The following is a 14,443-nucleotide window of genomic DNA, read 5'->3' on the forward strand; positions in this document are numbered from 1 at the left end:
GACTGCGGGGAGCGGCCGGAATTTGCGTAGTAAATTCCGGGTGAGGGTACTTTCCCAGGCTTCCACGCGAGGGCCATGGTAATTGGGCTCAGAGGTTGTTTCGCAAGAAATCGGCCACCTCGGCCTCGATTCGGCGATGGATCGCGGCGCGATCGACCCCTTCGGCGTCCTTGCAGAAGACAGGCACTTCCTTCACGAGTGCGGGCGGGCAGGGATCTATAAAAACAAAGTGTCCACCAGGCACGGTTTCCTGCCGCGGCGGGCGCGGCAATGCCGCGGCGAGCGCAAAGATATTGCCTGCCGCGGCGAGTTCACTGTGCTCAGCGCGATAGAGCAGCGCCGGCATCTGCACCGCGGTCAACGCGTCCCGATCGAACGGGGCGCCGAACGGATCCATCAGCACGAGCGCCTTCGCCGGAAGCACGTCGGCGGTTTGCCCTAAGATGACGTGCGAGGTGTCATTCGTGTCGATGCCGTCGCAGGCGAGCGGATCGTCGGTGCGGCCGCGGCAGTATGCCGAGAGGTGGGCAAGGTCCGGTGTTGCGCCGGCGGCGAGGAGTGCCACCGCCCCGCCAAACGAGAAGCCGGCAATACCTAAGCGCGAACGATCCGCTTGCGCGGCGAAGCGTTCGTCGGCGAGTACCTGATCGAGAGCTTGATGCAGTTGTCGCGGTCGATTCTGAAGCGGCTTGGCCCCAGAATGGAACGGCGCGATGACGATAAAGCCCTGTCGAGCCAGCGAGGCAATAAGATCGCGGAGAGGCAGGGGGCTTCCGCCACGACCATCGCCATGTGAGAACAGCAGAACCGGGAACGGTTTCGCCGTGGCGATCGGTGCGTTAAGACTCGCGTGGATGGTCCACGGCCCGGCCTCGAATGGGGCTTCCGGTACGTCGGTCGGATAGGCTACGAGAACCTCAAACGGGGCTGTCTTAAACGGGACTGCGTCCTGCACGGTAACGCGCGCGACACCGGCTCGATACGGACCCTCCGCGCGCGCAGACGGGCTGTCGACGAGTGGCACAAGCACCGAAAGCGCCATCGCCGCTGCAAGAACGGGTAGTCTGGCAGGTCGCTTGCACACGGTGGCTACTCCTCGTTTCATACGGGATATCTGACGGAAGGCTGTTCCGGTTTGAGCATCCGGCCGGTTCGGCTTGTCTTCGCGAACGGCAATAAGCAACGTAGTAAAGTACCCTGCCTTCCCCGGACCGAGCAATCAGGTCCAGCAAGTTTTTCGACGTCCACCGATCGCGCGGAGTGTCGGGAATGGCCGCCCAAATCGAATCCCTCTGCAGAAAGACTCTGGATTGCTTCCGCCTTCGCCAAGGCTTCGGCGGACAAGTCGCTGCGCTCGCAATGACGGGGAGAGAGCGGGGCGGTCCCGCTACGGTGCAATCGGCCGCCTCCGCGGTCTCGCAGAGCTGCGCGGCGCCATTCGGGCGATCATGCATTAAAGACGGTTGCGCCGGGCCGCCATAGCGGGCGTTATTGCGCTTCTCAATGTGAGAAGTGAAATCCCATGCGCGTCTTTTCCGCCGCCCTTGCCACCGAGACGAACACCTTTGCGCCGATGCCGACGGGCGTGTCGGCGTTTCACGAGCGCGCCTACTATCCGGCGGGGAAGCATCCCGATGCAATGCAGATGCACGGCGGCCCGCTCTGGGCCGCGCGTGAGGTCGGGCCGTCGCGCGGCTGGACGCTGATCGAGGGGCTGGTGGCGGCGGCCGTGCCGAACGGCATCGTGACGCGCACAGCCTATGAAAGTCTCCGCGATCAGCTGCTTGCGGATCTCAAGGCGGCGCTTCCCGTCGACATGGTCCTGCTCGGCATGCACGGCGCCATGGTCGCCGACGGCTATGACGATTGCGAAGGGGACCTCCTGGCGCGCGTCCGGCAGATCGTGGGACCGGATACGATCGTTGGCGGCACGCTCGATCCGCACACCCATCTCAGCGACGCGATGGTCGGGAATGCCGACCTCCTGATCTGCTGGAAGGAGTATCCGCACACGGACATCCTGGAGCGGGCGCGGGAGCTCGTCGACTTCTGCACGGCGCTGGCCGAGAAGCGCCTCGAGCTGCGCGTTGCGGTCGTCGACACCGGGATGATCGCGCCGCTGCACACCACGCGCGAGCCGGGCAAGAGCTTTGTGAACCGCGTGCGCGCGCTCGAGGGCAAGGACGGCATCGTCTCCATCTCCCCCGTGCACGGCTTTGCGTCGGGCGATGTGCCTGACATGGGCACCAGGATGCTGGTCTACAGCGATGCCGCCGTCGATCCGGACGGCGCCCGGGGAAAAGATGTGGCGCAGCGCCTCGCGCGCGAGCTGTGCGACATGCGCGAGACGCTGAGCGAGCCGCCCACCGGGATCGATGCCGCGATCGACGCCGCGCTCGCCGCGAACGGCACGGTCGTGCTCGGCGATGGCAGCGACAATCCGGGCGGCGGCGCACCCGGCGATTCGACCTATATCCTGCGGCGGCTCATCGATCGCAACGTCGCGAGCGCCTGTCTCGGGCCATTGTGGGATCCGGGCGCGGTACGGATCGCCTTCGATGCCGGGGTCGGCGCGCGCCTTCCCTTGCGCATCGGCGGCAAGATCGGGCCATTGTCGGGCGATCCTGTCGACGCGGTCTGGGAGATCCGCGCGCTCAAGCCGGACATGGTCATGACGGGACTTGCGGGAACGCCGGCGAAACTCGGCGACTGCGCGCTTGTCGCCTCTGACGGCGTCGAGGTCGTGCTCTCGACCTTCCGCTGCCAGGCCTTCGGCGTCGACCTCTTCACCCAGCTCGGGCTCGATCCCGCGCAGCGCAAGATCGTCGTCGTCAAGTCGTCGCAGCATTTCCGCGCGTCCTTCGAGCCGATTGCCACGCGCGTCATCATGGTCGACGCGCCCGGCGTCGTGGCCCGCGACATCACCAAGCTGCCGTATCGCAAGATCAAGCGGCCGAAATGGCCGTTGGATGCGATCTGACGGCCGGCCGGTCGTCAACGGTCAGGCGAGAAAATCGCTGCGGTTCACGCGGCGAGCACGCGGCAGAAGAGTGGGGAGACGATTGTCGCGCCGTTCTCGGTGTCATCGCCCGACTTGATCGGGCGATCCAGTATTCCAGAGACGGCTCTGATTGAATTGATAGGCTGCGGCGTACTGGATGCCCCGGTCAAGCCGGGGCCTGACTGCGAATGTGTGGCGGCTGCTAGGCCTTCGCCCCCAGCCACGCCAGGATCATCTCCACGATCTGCGTCCTGCTCTTCGCCAGCACCTTGGGCTCGCTGAGGTCCCGATCGAACAGCGCCCCGAAGGTGTGCCGGTTGGCGACGCGGAAGAAGCAGTAGGAGGAGATGGCGAGATGCAGATCGATGGCGTCGACGTCGTCGCGGAACACACCCTCGCTGCGGCCGCGCTTGAGGAGACGATCGAGCGTCGCGATCACGCTGGCGTTGAGCTGGCGGAGCTGCTGGTTCTGCTTCAGGTGCTTGCCGTGGTGGATGTTCTCGATCGAGACGAGGCGGATGAAGTTCGGGTTGCGCTCGTCATGGTCGAAGGTCGCCTCGATCAGCCGGCGCAGGCCTTCGCGCGCGTCGCAGCTGGCGATGTCGAGCTGGTCTTCCAGCGCGCGGATGCTGCGATAGGCTTCTTCCAGCACGGCGAGGTAGAGCTGCTCCTTGCCGCCGAAATAATAATAGATCATCCGCTTGGAAGTGCGGGTCCGCGCCGCGATCGCATCGACGCGGGCGCCGGAATAGCCCTCCGAGGCGAATTCGGCCATCGCCACTTCGAGGATGTCGCGCTTGGTGCGCTCGGGGTCATTGGTGCGCTTCGATGGCGGTGGCATGCGCTTGAGCATCACTGTTTCTCCCGCCCGTTTCTATGGATCACCTTGAAGGTGAAGGCAAATTTCGTCCAATCCGACGTTTTTCAACGCGGCCTTGCATAAACGTACTAGTTCGTACATTATGGATCGAAGCCAGGGTTGCGGCAACCAAAAGCAATAAGCGCGCGCAAGGCCGGACGGGCATGACGCGAGCTGCGACCGCCATCGCTCACGGGGAGGACTATCGAATGAGCTTGACCTCAACTGCATCGCTGCACGCGCCTGATCGCGCGGACGTTTCGCAAAACAGGCTGCCCAAGCGCGCCGCGCTGGTCAGCTTCGTCGGCAGCATGCTCGAATACTACGACTTCTTCATCTACGGCACGGCCGCCGCGCTGATCTTTCCAAAAGTGTTCTTCGCCAATGTCGATCCCGGCACGGCGACGCTGCTTGCGCTGCTGTCGTTCGGCATCGGCTACATCGCGCGTCCGGTCGGCGCCGTGATCCTCGGTCATTTCGGCGACCGCATCGGCCGCAAGACCGTGTTGCTGTTCACGCTGGTGGTGATGGGCCTCTCGACGCTTGCGATCGGCCTGTTGCCTGACGCGAAGACCATCGGCAGTGCCGCGCCCATCATCCTGACGCTGCTGCGCCTGTTGCAGGGCCTGTCGGCCGCCGGCGAGCAGAGCGGGGCGAACTCGCTGACGCTGGAGCACTCCGCCAACTCCAATCGCGCTTTCTTCACGAGCTGGACGCTGAGCGGCACCCAGGCCGGCGCGATCCTGGCGACGCTGGTGTTCATTCCCGTCGCCAGCATGCCGGAAGATCAATTGCTGAGCTGGGGCTGGCGCATTCCGTTCCTGCTCTCGGCGCTGGTGCTGCTGGTCGCCTATCTGGTGCGCCGGACCATGCCGGAAACGCCGGTGTTCGAGAACATCAAGGACAAGGCGCAAGTCGCGCGCTTCCCCGTCGTCGCACTGCTGCGCGACTATTGGCCTGACGTGCTGCGCGTCATTGTCTGCGCGCTGATCGCGACCGTCTCTACCCTGACCGCCGTGTTCGCGCTCGGCTATGCCACCAGCAAGTTCGGCGTTGCACGCCCGACCATGCTGTGGGCCGGCGCGCTCGGCAACGTCGTGGCGCTGTTCGCGCAGCCGCTCTGGGCCTTGCTCGCCGACAGGATCGGCCGCAAGCCGGTGTTCATCGGCGGCGTGCTCGGCTGCGCCGTGCTGCTGTTCCCGTACTTCATGCTGGTGACGTCGGGCAGCACGCCGGCGATCTTCACTGCTGCGATCGGCCTCTACATCATCTACTCTGCCCCGAACGCGATCTGGCCGTCGTTCTACGCGGAGATGTTCGAAGCGCGGGTGCGCTATTCGGGTACTGCGATCGGGACCCAGCTCGGCTTCCTCGCCGCCGGCTTCACGCCGCTGGTGAGCGCGAGCCTCGTCGGTGAGGGACCGAACGGCTGGATCCCGGTCGCGATCTTCGTCGCCGGCTGCTGCGTCGCCTCGGCCGCGGCCGCAATGACCGCGCGCGAGACCCACAAGGTCGACATCGCCGATCTCGGCAAGCGTGGCGCGTGAGCGCGCGACAGGACAAGCATCGATGCTGACCAACGCTGTTCCGACCACGCTCGGCCCCGTCATCGGGGCCGAGCAGGGCCACGTCCGCGCCTTCAAGGGGGTGCCGTTCGCGATCGCGCGGCGCTTTGCCAAGGCAACGCCGCCGCCTGCATGGACCGAACCGCGCCGCTGCACCGACTATGGTCCCTATGCGCCGCAGCCCGGGCATCTCGATCAGCCGGAGGAGGCCTGTCTCAGCCTCAACATCTGGACGCCTGTCGGGGCCGATCGCCCGCTGCCGGTGCTGTTCTTCATCCATGGCGGTGCCTTCGTCACCGGCGGTGGCGCCGATTATGACGGCGCCTTCCTCGCCGCGCACGGCCCGGCCGTCATCGTCACCATCAACTATCGGCTCGGCCCGCTCGGCTTCCTGCAGCTGCATCGCCACGGCTTGCGCGACGCCAACAATCTCGCGATCTCGGATTCGCTTGCCGCGCTCGACTGGGTGCACGCCAACATCGCCAATTTCGGCGGCGACCCCGATAAGGTGACGCTCTCGGGCCAGTCGGCCGGCGCATCCATGGTGATCGCGCTCGCAGCCCTGCCGCAGGCAAAAGGCAAGTTCGCCCGCGCGCTGGCGCTGAGCGCGCCCGGCCGCAACATCATGAGCGCGGATCATGCCGACTTCGTCGCGCGCCGCGTGCTGGCCGAGCTCGAAGTCGAGCGGGATGCGGGCGCAATCGTATCCGTGCCGTTGCCGAAACTCTTCGCAGCCGTCGAGCGCGTCGGCCGCAGGATCGCGGACGAGACCGATTCAGGCACCCTGTTCGGGCCGGTGCTCGACGGCACCGTGATCCCGCGCGAGCCGCGCCATGTCTTTGCTGAAGGAAGCCTGCGCGACATTCCGCTCTGGCTCGGCTCCTGCCGCGACGAGATGGTGATGTTCCTGAAGAGCACGCCGCCGGCCGCGATGATCCGCACCACCGAGCGCAACGTGCGCATCGCGCTCGGCGATGCCGGCTGGGACCGCCTGCTGGCCTGCTATCGCGGCTCGGCTCGCCCGGACGAAGATCCGTACGAAGCGCTGCTGTCGGATGCGTTCTGGCATCGCCCGATGGCTGATCTTGCGCGAAGCCACGCAAAAGCAGGCGGCGCGGTGTGGCTGAGCCGGTTCGACCATCGCCCGGCGCTGGAGCCGTTCCTGTCGCAGGGGCCGACGCATGGCGCCGACAATGCCTGCCTCTGGGCGCATCTGCCCGAGTTCATCGATCGCCCGATCCTGAAGCGCAAGGGCGGCCCGATGACGCCTGCCGACATCGACGTCGCCGCGCGGTTTCAGACCAGCGTGCTGCGCTTCGTGACGTCAGGCATGCCCGATGTTGCGGAAGCCTGGCCGCGGTTCGAGCCTCGCAACGAGCCGCTCGCCATCTTCGGCCAGCCGTTTCACATTGTGCCGCTCAATGAAGGTGTACGTGCCCGCCTGTGGGCGGAATTGAGCGCGTGACGCCCGGGGCTCGAAGCCGGCACCTGTAATCTGCTTCACAGGCAGGCGCGCCGATCTGCGCTAGAGGAAGTCGGGCCCCGCGTCCGCGCGGCCGACTTCGGAGCTGGCGATGATTGCTGCACTGGCAAGAGCAATATCCCGCGCGACGGGAACCAATGTCGACATCGAGACTCTGAAGATCCTCGTGATCTTCTCGGGCGCGGGCCTCCTGGTCTCGCTCGTCGCCGCGATGATCTACGGGCAGGCGCTCAACGCCGCTCTGTTCTGAGCGCGTTGCAATCAGGCCACCGGCTCCCTGGGACGGCTCCGCTCACGCGGCGCCAGCGGCGGTGCCTGCTTCAGCGGAGCTGCTTCGCGCGGCGCGGCGTCACTGCCTGAGACATGTTCGACCGGCGCAGGGCCGGTGTCGCGCCAGGCGACGAACCAGATCAACAAGCCGAGGACCGCCAGACCGGCCCCGACGGGACCCGTGGAGGTCCAGCCGAATCCCTGGCGAATGGCAAGGCCGCCGAGGAAGGGGCCGAGCGCATTGGCGGTGTTGAAGGCCGAATGATTGAGCGCGGCGGCGAGCGCCTGCGCGTCTCCCGCGACGTCCATCAGCCGCGTCTGCAGGACGGCACCGAGCGCGACGCTGGCGCCGATGGCAAAGATGTCGATCGCGAGCAGCCAGGGATTGCCGGCGACGAGCGGAAAGACCAGCAGCGCCACGGTTGCAAACACCAGAATGCCGCCCGCCGTCGGCATCAAGGCGCGGTCGGCGAAGCGCGGCACGAACAGATTGCCGAGCGTGGCGCCGATGCCGAAGATCGCCAGGAAGAACGGGATGACCTCGGTGCTCACCTTGGTGACCTCGATCAATGTCGTCGCCAGATAAGTGTAGACGGCGAACATGCCGCCGAAGCCGATGGCGCTGATCGCGAGCGTGGTCCAGACGCGACGGCTCCTCAGCGCGCCGAGCTCGCGCAGCGGGTCCGAGCGGCCGGCCTGGTCGCGCGGCGCGAACAGCGCGCAGAGCAGAACCGTGAGCAACGCCAATACCGACACGAGGCCGAAGCTCGCGCGCCAGCCGACCGCCTGGCCGATCAGATTGGCGAGCGGCACGCCGATGATGGTGGCGACGGTCAGCCCCAGCATCACCTGGCCGACCACCTGCGAGCGGCGATGTTGCGGAACGAGCGAGGCGGCAACCAGCGCGGCGATACCGAAATAGGCGCCGTGGGGCAGGCCCGAGAGGAAGCGGGCCGCGACCATCGAACCAAAGCTGGGGGCCAGCGCGGTGAGGGCATTGCCGAGCGCGAACACGGCCATCAGCGCCAGGAGCTGCGTACGCCGCGCGAATTTCGCGCCGAGCACCGCGATCAACGGCGCGCCCAGCACCACGCCGAGCGCGTAGGCGCTGATCGCGTGTCCGGCGGTCGGCTCGTCGATGTGAAGGTCAGCCGCGAAGAACGGCAGCAGGCTCATCGATGCGAACTCGGTGGTCCCGATCGCAAAGCCGCCCATCGCGAGCGAGAACAGGACGACGGCGAAATGAGGGGGCGCTGAATTGGGTTTCAGTTTCGCGCTTGGCGAAGTCGCGTGAGGCGAGGTCGTCATGTGTCCTGCATGGGTGACGGCAACGGGAACCAGCCCGGCGAACGTCGCCATCCCTGCAGTCTTTGTCTCACCTACTTAAACGCGCACGGATTCCCGTCAACACCGGAAGGCCCACGTAAGGCGGCACGCATATCAGCGTCCCGGTTTGCTCAGGGCATCCGCGTCAATCTGTCCGGTGGATCGGCACAAGAACGTCATCAGCCGCGCGTTGCGCAGCCGAAGACGTCCGGGACCCGAATGGCCGATCAGAACTGCACTTCGCTCGGAATGTCCGCGGCGCTGAGGCCGACGGTTTCATAGGCCTTCAGCAGCCATTCACGGGTCTGGCCAAGCGAACGGTTGTAGTCGGCCCAGGCGCTGAGGAAATCCTTGTAGCGGCGATCGGCTTCGGCGCGGATACCGAGATTGGTCGGCAGCGTCAGCAGCGGCCGCGGGATCGCGAGCTCGCCGAGGGTCGGATTCTTCTTCAGCGTGAAGACCGAAAGCACCGCCAGCGAGACGTTGCAGTCGGCGCGGCCGGTCGACACCGCAAGGATCGCCTCGTCGCGCGTCTTGAAGCCGAGGATATCGGCCTTCGGGCAGTAATGGCGCGCGATGGTCTCGTGCGTCGAGCCGATGTCGACGGCGATCTTGACCTCGGGCTTGTTGAGCTCGGCCCAGGTCTGCGGCTTGGCAAAACCCTTCTTGGTGATGACGGTGAAGGAGTGCACCAGGATCGGGGTCGAGAAGTCGATGACCAGCGAACGTTCCGGCGTCGGGTTCACGGCGAAGGCGAGGTCGATCTTGTCGGCCTGCAGATCCAGGATCTGGTTGCCCCAGGTCGATTCCAGCGTCTCCACCTTGGCGCCCAGCTTGGCGGCGATGTCGTTCGCCATGTCGATGCAGGCGCCCGACCATTGATTGGTGGCGAGGTCCTTGTGGAAATAGGGATCCTGGCCGGCGATGACGGCGATGCGCAGCACGCCGCTCTTCTTGATGCGATCGAGCGCGGAGGTCGGCGCGGTGTCGGCCTTGACTGACGCGGTCGCGGCCATTGCGGCGCCCGCCAGCGCGACGGTGGTGAGTGCGTCCCTGCGGTTCATGCTCAGTACTCCCTGGGGATGGGGATCTATCGGCTCCGGCCGGTGAACTATTTCTGTATTCAGGACATAATGCAATATGGTATTGCGGCTTTGCCGGGCATTTGTGCGATGAGGCAGGTTAGAGCCTAGTCCGTTGGCAAAGCGAGAGAAAACTCCGTGAAGCCAGGTCGGATCGTGGACCGGCCGGGCAGTGCTTGGGATGAAGAGGAGAGACGTCCGTGCGTGCTGTTTTCGTCGATGCCAACGACACCCTGGCCGCGGTTACCGAGAAGCTGCTGGGTGCCGCGAAGCTGCCTGTCGACATCGTCAGCAATCCTTCGATCAAGCCCGATGATCTGCCGGGCCTGCTCGGCGATGCCGAGATCATGATCGTCGACCACACCGCGGTGCCGACGGCGATTGCCGCGAAGTGCGCCGGGCTGAAGCACGTGGTCTTCCTCGGCACCGGCGCGCGCAGCTACATGAATCCGGGAGAGCTTGCCGAGCGCGGCATCGCCGTCCACACCATCAAGGGCTATGGCGACACGGCCGTGGCCGAATGCGCGATCGCGCTGATGTGGGCGTCGGCCAAAAGCTTTGGCGAGATGGACCGCGGCATGCGCGAGGGCAATTGGCTGCGGCGTGATGCCGTGCAGCTCACCGGCAAGACGCTCGGCCTGATCGGCTTCGGCGGCATCGCCGCGGAAGCCGCACGCATGGCGGCGGGCTGCGGCATGAAGGTGATCGCCTGGAACAGGACGCCCAAGACGCATCCGGGCGTCGCATTCGTGTCGCTGGAGCGGCTGCTGGCCGAGAGCCATGTCGTCTCGCTGCATCTCCTGCTCAACGACGAGACCAAGGGCTTCCTGTCGCGCGAGCGCATCGCGCAGATGCGCAAGGGCAGCATTTTGATCAACACCGCACGCGGTGCCATCGTCGACGAGGACGCGATGCTGGACGCGCTCCGCTCGGGCCACATCGCCCATGCCGGCCTCGACGTCTTCACCGTCGAGCCGCTGCCGGCGGGCCATCCCCTGACAAAGCTGCCGAACGTGACGCTGTCGGCGCATTCGGCGTTCCGCACGCCGGAGGCGAGCGACAATCTCATCGGCGCCGCACTCGATCACTGCCGCCGCATCATCGCCACCGGACGCTAAAGATGGTGAGATCGCTCGTACAGGAGCCAAGAAGGGATTGCTCTCTCTCCGCGGGCTCCGCCTCTCCCGCTTGCGGGAGAGGCCGACGCGCTCGCAGAGCGCGGCGGGTGAGGGTTCTCACCGCCCAGGGACATGCGCGGCAAATTCTCAACAACCCCAACGCGGAGACACCCTCTCCCCAACCCTCCCCCGCAAGCGGGGGAGGGAGCCCACTGTCGATGCCGCTGCATCCTGGACACCATATGCAATTGCCCTGCCCGCAAGCGGGAGAGGTGCCGCGGGTCAGCCGCCAGCTGATTCAACCCAGCTGAATTTTCCTGCAGGACATCAGAGAACATCCCATGACTGACATCACCCGCATCGACCAGAACGCCCGCCGTAGCCGCGCTTCCGTGTTCGGCGATCTGGTTTTCCTCGCCGGCCATGTGGCTGACACCAAGAGCGCTGACATCACCCAGCAGACCAAGGAGGTGCTGGCCAAGATCGACGACATGCTGGCGCGATCAGGCACCGACAAGTCGCGCCTGCTGAGCGTGCAGATCTGGCTGAAGACCATGGCCGATTTCGACGCCATGAACGCGGTCTATGATGCCTGGGTCGTGCCGGGCAATGCGCCAGGGCGCGCCTGCGGCAAGGTCGAGCTCGCTGATCCCGCGTACCTCATCGAGGTGATCGCAATCGCCGCGCGGCGCTGACATGCGCGCCGATGCGCTCAGCACTGTCCGCATCGGTCTTGCACCTCATGTCGGCCTGTCCTACGCCACCCCGGAACAGAAACGCATCGCCAAAGCCTGCAGGGAGCTGTCATGACTATCAGAAACACCCGCACCGGGGGCCAGATCCTGATCGACCAACTGGTCGCGCAAGGCGTCGAGCGCGTCACCTGCGTGCCCGGCGAGAGCTATCTGGCGGCACTCGATGCGCTGCATGACAGCCCGATCGACGTGGTGATCTGCCGCGCCGAGGGCGGCGCCGCGATGATGGCGGAAGCCTATGGCAAGCTCACGGGGCGTCCGGGTGTCTGCTTCGTCACCCGCGGTCCCGGCGCGACCAATGCCAGCCATGGTGTCCACATCGCGATGCAGGATTCGACGCCGATGATCCTGTTCGTCGGCCAGGTCGATACCGGCATGCGTGAGCGCGAGGCGTTCCAGGAGCTCGACTACAGGGCGGTGTTCGGCTCCATGGCGAAATGGGCGGTCGAGATCGATCGCCCCGATCGCATTCCGGAGCTGGTCGCGCGCGCCTTCCGCGTCGCCATGCAGGGGCGACCAGGCCCGGTGGTGATCGCGCTGCCGGAAAACATGCTGAGCGAAACCGCCGCCGTTGCCGATGCCATGCGCATCGAGCCGGCGGTGAGCTGGCCGGCGCCTTCAGATCTCGAGCGCGTCGCCGCAATGCTCGCCGGCGCCAAGGCGCCGCTGGTCATCCTCGGCGGCTCGCGCTGGACCGATGACGCCACCAGGAGCATCGCGCGCTTCGCCGAACGCTTCGACCTGCCGGTTGCAACCTCGTTCCGCCGCGCATCGCTGATCGACGCCGACCATTCGCATTATGCCGGCGATCTCGGCATCGGGCCGAGCCCGGGCCTGAAGGCGCGCATCGACAATGCCGATGTGATCCTGCTCATCGGCGGCCGCATGTCGGAAATGCCGTCCTCGTCGTACACGCTGCTCGACATTCCCTCGCCGAAGCAGAAGCTCATCCACGTGCATCCGGGCTCCGAAGAGCTCGGCCGCATCTATCAGCCGGAGCTGGCGATCCAGGCCACGCCGGCTGCATTTGCCGCCGCCGTCGAGACGCTGAAGCCGTCAGGCGCCGTGGCCTGGAGGGGCGAGGCCGCCAAGGCGCATGCCGATTACCTCGCCTGGACCGACAAGGCGCGCGAGCTGCCCGGTACGTTCCAGTACGGCCAAGTCATGACCTGGCTGCGTGACCGCCTGCCCAAGGATGCGATCGTCTGCAACGGCGCCGGCAACTACGCCGGCTGGATCCATCGTCATCACCGCTTCCACAGCTTCGCCTCGCAACTTGCGCCGACCTCGGGCTCGATGGGCTATGGCGTGCCGGCGGGCGTGCTGGCGAAGCGGCAATATCCTGACCGTGTCGTCGTCGCTTTCGCCGGCGACGGCTGCTTCCTGATGAACGGCCAGGAATTCGCGACCGCCGTGCAGTATGACGCGCCGCTGATCGTGATCGTCGTCGACAACTCGCAGTACGGCACCATCCGCATGCACCAGGAGCGCGACTATCCCGGTCGCGTCGTCGGCACCCAGCTGAAAAACCCCGACTTCGCAATGTACGCCAAGGCCTTCGGCGGCCATGGCGAGCGCGTCGAGCGCACGGAGGAATTCGCACCCGCGTTCGAGCGGGCGCTGGCCTCGGGCAAGCCGTCGATCCTCCACTGCATCATCGATCCGCGCGCGATCTCGGTCGGCAAGGATTTTACGCCTGATGTGAAGGCGTAAGCGATGTCGCAGAGCCGCCACGTCGCCATCATCGGAGCCGGCGCGGTCGGTGTGATCAGCGCCATCGAGGCGCTGCGCGAAGGGCACCGCGTCACGCTGATCGACGCGGGCGAGCCCGGTGGCGAGCAGGCGGCGAGCTACGGCAATGCCGGCTGGCTCTCCTCGCATTCGGTGATCCCGCCGGCCGAGCCCGGCGTCTGGAAGAAGGTGCCGGGTTATCTGATGGACCCGCTCGGCCCGCTCGCGATCCGCTGGTCTTACCTGCCGAAGGCGCTGCCCTGGCTGATCAAATATCTGCTGTCGGGCTGGACCGAGGCGCGCGTCGAAAAGACGGCGTTCGCTTTGCGCGATCTCCTCAAGGACGCGCCGCTCTTGCACCGCAAGCTCGCGGAAGAAGCAGGCGTGCCCGAGCTGATCGAACGCAACGGCGTGATGCATGTGTTCCCCTCGCGCGGCAATTTCGACAACGACCTCGGCTGGCGGCTGCGCAAGAAGGTCGGCGTCGAATGGATGGAGCTGAGCGCCGACGAGATGCGTCAGCGCGAGCCGGATCTGCATCCGCGCTATACGTTTGGCGTGGTGGTGGAGGAGGCCGGTCGCTGCCGCGATCCCGGCGCTTACGTTGCGGCGCTGGCCCAGCACGCGCTCGCGAGCGGCGCGAAGCTCGTGCGCGCCAAGGCAACAGGTCTCAAGCTTTCGGGCAACAAGCTCGTTGCGATCGTGACCGAGACCGGCGAGATCGCTTGCGATGCCGCCGTCATTGCGGCCGGCGCGCATTCGAAACGGCTGACGGCTTCCGTCGGTGATTCCCTGCCGCTCGAAACCGAGCGCGGTTATCACGTCATGATCGAGAACCCGGAGTCAGGTCCGCGCAGCTCGATGATGGCCTCCGACGCAAAAATGGTGGCGAACTGGACCAATAAGGGCCTGCGCGCCGCCGGCACGGTCGAGATCGCGGGCCTCGAGGCCGCGCCGAACTGGAAGCGCGCCGAGATCCTGCGCAACAATCTCCTCAGCATGTTTCCAAAACTGCCGCGGGACATTCCGGCCTCGCGCATCAAGATGTGGTTCGGCCATCGCCCGAGCATGCCGGACGGACGTCCCTGCATCGGCTACGCACGCGCCTCGCGCGACGTCGTCTATGCCTTCGGTCATGGTCATGTCGGCCTGGTCGGCTCGGCCCGCACTGGCCGTCTCGTCGCCCAGCTCCTGAGCGGCAAGCCGCCCGAAATTCCGCTCGCGCCGTTCTCGCCTGATCGCTTCCTCTGAGA

The 14,443-nt window shown here is 66.0% G+C and carries 12 protein-coding genes; 8 read left to right on the forward strand and 4 right to left on the reverse strand.

Annotated elements, in window-relative coordinates; translation table 11 throughout:
- Positions 1-88 precede the first annotated feature (88 nt).
- Positions 89-1,042: an alpha/beta hydrolase family protein gene (locus XH91_RS08025; RefSeq protein WP_128950080.1), complete on the reverse strand. Its 954-nt coding sequence runs from the start codon at positions 1,040-1,042 to the stop codon at positions 89-91.
- A 480-nt stretch (positions 1,043-1,522) separates the two neighbouring features.
- Here XH91_RS08025 and XH91_RS08030 point away from each other — a divergent pair, with 480 nt between their 5' ends.
- Positions 1,523-2,980, forward strand: a complete 1,458-nt coding sequence (locus XH91_RS08030) for a M81 family metallopeptidase (RefSeq protein ID WP_128950081.1) — start codon at positions 1,523-1,525, stop codon at positions 2,978-2,980.
- 223 nt (positions 2,981-3,203) lie between these two features.
- Here the strand turns inward: XH91_RS08030 and XH91_RS08035 are convergent, their stop codons facing one another.
- Positions 3,204-3,854 (reverse strand): TetR/AcrR family transcriptional regulator, encoded by a 651-nt coding sequence (locus tag XH91_RS08035; RefSeq protein ID WP_128950082.1) that lies wholly within the window; start codon positions 3,852-3,854, stop codon positions 3,204-3,206.
- Positions 3,855-4,069: 215 nt separating this feature from the next.
- On the opposite strand from XH91_RS08035, the gene XH91_RS08040 reads away from it, so the two are divergent.
- The 3 genes from XH91_RS08040 (at position 4,070) to XH91_RS38740 (ending at position 7,158) form a co-directional block, all read left to right on the forward strand.
- The gene (locus XH91_RS08040; RefSeq protein WP_128950083.1) at positions 4,070-5,407 is read left to right on the forward strand and encodes an MFS transporter; all 1,338 of its coding nucleotides are present in this window, start codon (positions 4,070-4,072) and stop codon (positions 5,405-5,407) included.
- Positions 5,408-5,429: 22 nt separating this feature from the next.
- Positions 5,430-6,890: a carboxylesterase/lipase family protein gene (locus tag XH91_RS08045; RefSeq protein WP_128950084.1), complete on the forward strand. Its 1,461-nt coding sequence runs from the start codon at positions 5,430-5,432 to the stop codon at positions 6,888-6,890.
- 109 nt (positions 6,891-6,999) lie between these two features.
- On the forward strand, positions 7,000-7,158 hold the full coding sequence (locus XH91_RS38740; RefSeq protein ID WP_164934211.1) for a hypothetical protein: 159 nt from the start codon (positions 7,000-7,002) through the stop codon (positions 7,156-7,158).
- An 11-nt stretch (positions 7,159-7,169) separates the two neighbouring features.
- Here XH91_RS38740 and XH91_RS08050 read toward each other — a convergent pair whose 3' ends face one another.
- Entirely contained in the window at positions 7,170-8,537 is a 1,368-nt protein-coding gene (locus XH91_RS08050; protein ID WP_128950085.1) for an MFS transporter, read from the reverse strand.
- Positions 8,538-8,731: 194 nt separating this feature from the next.
- Entirely contained in the window at positions 8,732-9,568 is an 837-nt protein-coding gene (locus XH91_RS08055) for a transporter substrate-binding domain-containing protein (protein ID WP_128950086.1), read from the reverse strand.
- 218 nt (positions 9,569-9,786) lie between these two features.
- Between XH91_RS08055 and XH91_RS08060 the strand changes: the two genes are divergently transcribed.
- From XH91_RS08060 to XH91_RS08075, 4 genes are all read left to right on the forward strand, one after another.
- Positions 9,787-10,704: an NAD(P)-dependent oxidoreductase gene (locus XH91_RS08060; protein WP_128950087.1), complete on the forward strand. Its 918-nt coding sequence runs from the start codon at positions 9,787-9,789 to the stop codon at positions 10,702-10,704.
- Between the two features lie 341 nt (positions 10,705-11,045).
- Positions 11,046-11,399: a RidA family protein gene (locus tag XH91_RS08065; RefSeq protein WP_128950088.1), complete on the forward strand. Its 354-nt coding sequence runs from the start codon at positions 11,046-11,048 to the stop codon at positions 11,397-11,399.
- 111 nt (positions 11,400-11,510) lie between these two features.
- Positions 11,511-13,172: a thiamine pyrophosphate-binding protein gene (locus XH91_RS08070; protein ID WP_128950089.1), complete on the forward strand. Its 1,662-nt coding sequence runs from the start codon at positions 11,511-11,513 to the stop codon at positions 13,170-13,172.
- Positions 13,173-13,175: 3 nt separating this feature from the next.
- Entirely contained in the window at positions 13,176-14,441 is a 1,266-nt protein-coding gene (locus XH91_RS08075; RefSeq protein WP_128950090.1) for an NAD(P)/FAD-dependent oxidoreductase, read from the forward strand.
- Positions 14,442-14,443 lie beyond the last annotated feature (2 nt).

The organism is Bradyrhizobium guangzhouense (genome assembly GCF_004114955.1).
Taxonomy (GTDB): domain Bacteria; phylum Pseudomonadota; class Alphaproteobacteria; order Rhizobiales; family Xanthobacteraceae; genus Bradyrhizobium; species Bradyrhizobium guangzhouense.

What these genes read in the sequence shown, in the direction of transcription:
- XH91_RS08025 (WP_128950080.1), bottom strand. Translation starts at nt 1,042, where the DNA reads ATGGCGCTTTCGGTGCTTGTGCCACTCGTCGACAGCCCGTCTGCGCGC.
- XH91_RS08030 (WP_128950081.1), top strand. Translation starts at nt 1,523, where the DNA reads ATGCGCGTCTTTTCCGCCGCCCTTGCCACCGAGACGAACACCTTTGCG.
- XH91_RS08035 (WP_128950082.1), bottom strand. Translation starts at nt 3,854, where the DNA reads ATGCTCAAGCGCATGCCACCGCCATCGAAGCGCACCAATGACCCCGAG.
- XH91_RS08040 (WP_128950083.1), top strand. Translation starts at nt 4,070, where the DNA reads ATGAGCTTGACCTCAACTGCATCGCTGCACGCGCCTGATCGCGCGGAC.
- XH91_RS08045 (WP_128950084.1), top strand. Translation starts at nt 5,430, where the DNA reads ATGCTGACCAACGCTGTTCCGACCACGCTCGGCCCCGTCATCGGGGCC.
- XH91_RS38740 (WP_164934211.1), top strand. Translation starts at nt 7,000, where the DNA reads ATGATTGCTGCACTGGCAAGAGCAATATCCCGCGCGACGGGAACCAAT.
- XH91_RS08050 (WP_128950085.1), bottom strand. Translation starts at nt 8,537, where the DNA reads ATGGCGACGTTCGCCGGGCTGGTTCCCGTTGCCGTCACCCATGCAGGA.
- XH91_RS08055 (WP_128950086.1), bottom strand. Translation starts at nt 9,568, where the DNA reads ATGAACCGCAGGGACGCACTCACCACCGTCGCGCTGGCGGGCGCCGCA.
- XH91_RS08065 (WP_128950088.1), top strand. Translation starts at nt 11,046, where the DNA reads ATGACTGACATCACCCGCATCGACCAGAACGCCCGCCGTAGCCGCGCT.
- XH91_RS08070 (WP_128950089.1), top strand. Translation starts at nt 11,511, where the DNA reads ATGACTATCAGAAACACCCGCACCGGGGGCCAGATCCTGATCGACCAA.
- XH91_RS08075 (WP_128950090.1), top strand. Translation starts at nt 13,176, where the DNA reads ATGTCGCAGAGCCGCCACGTCGCCATCATCGGAGCCGGCGCGGTCGGT.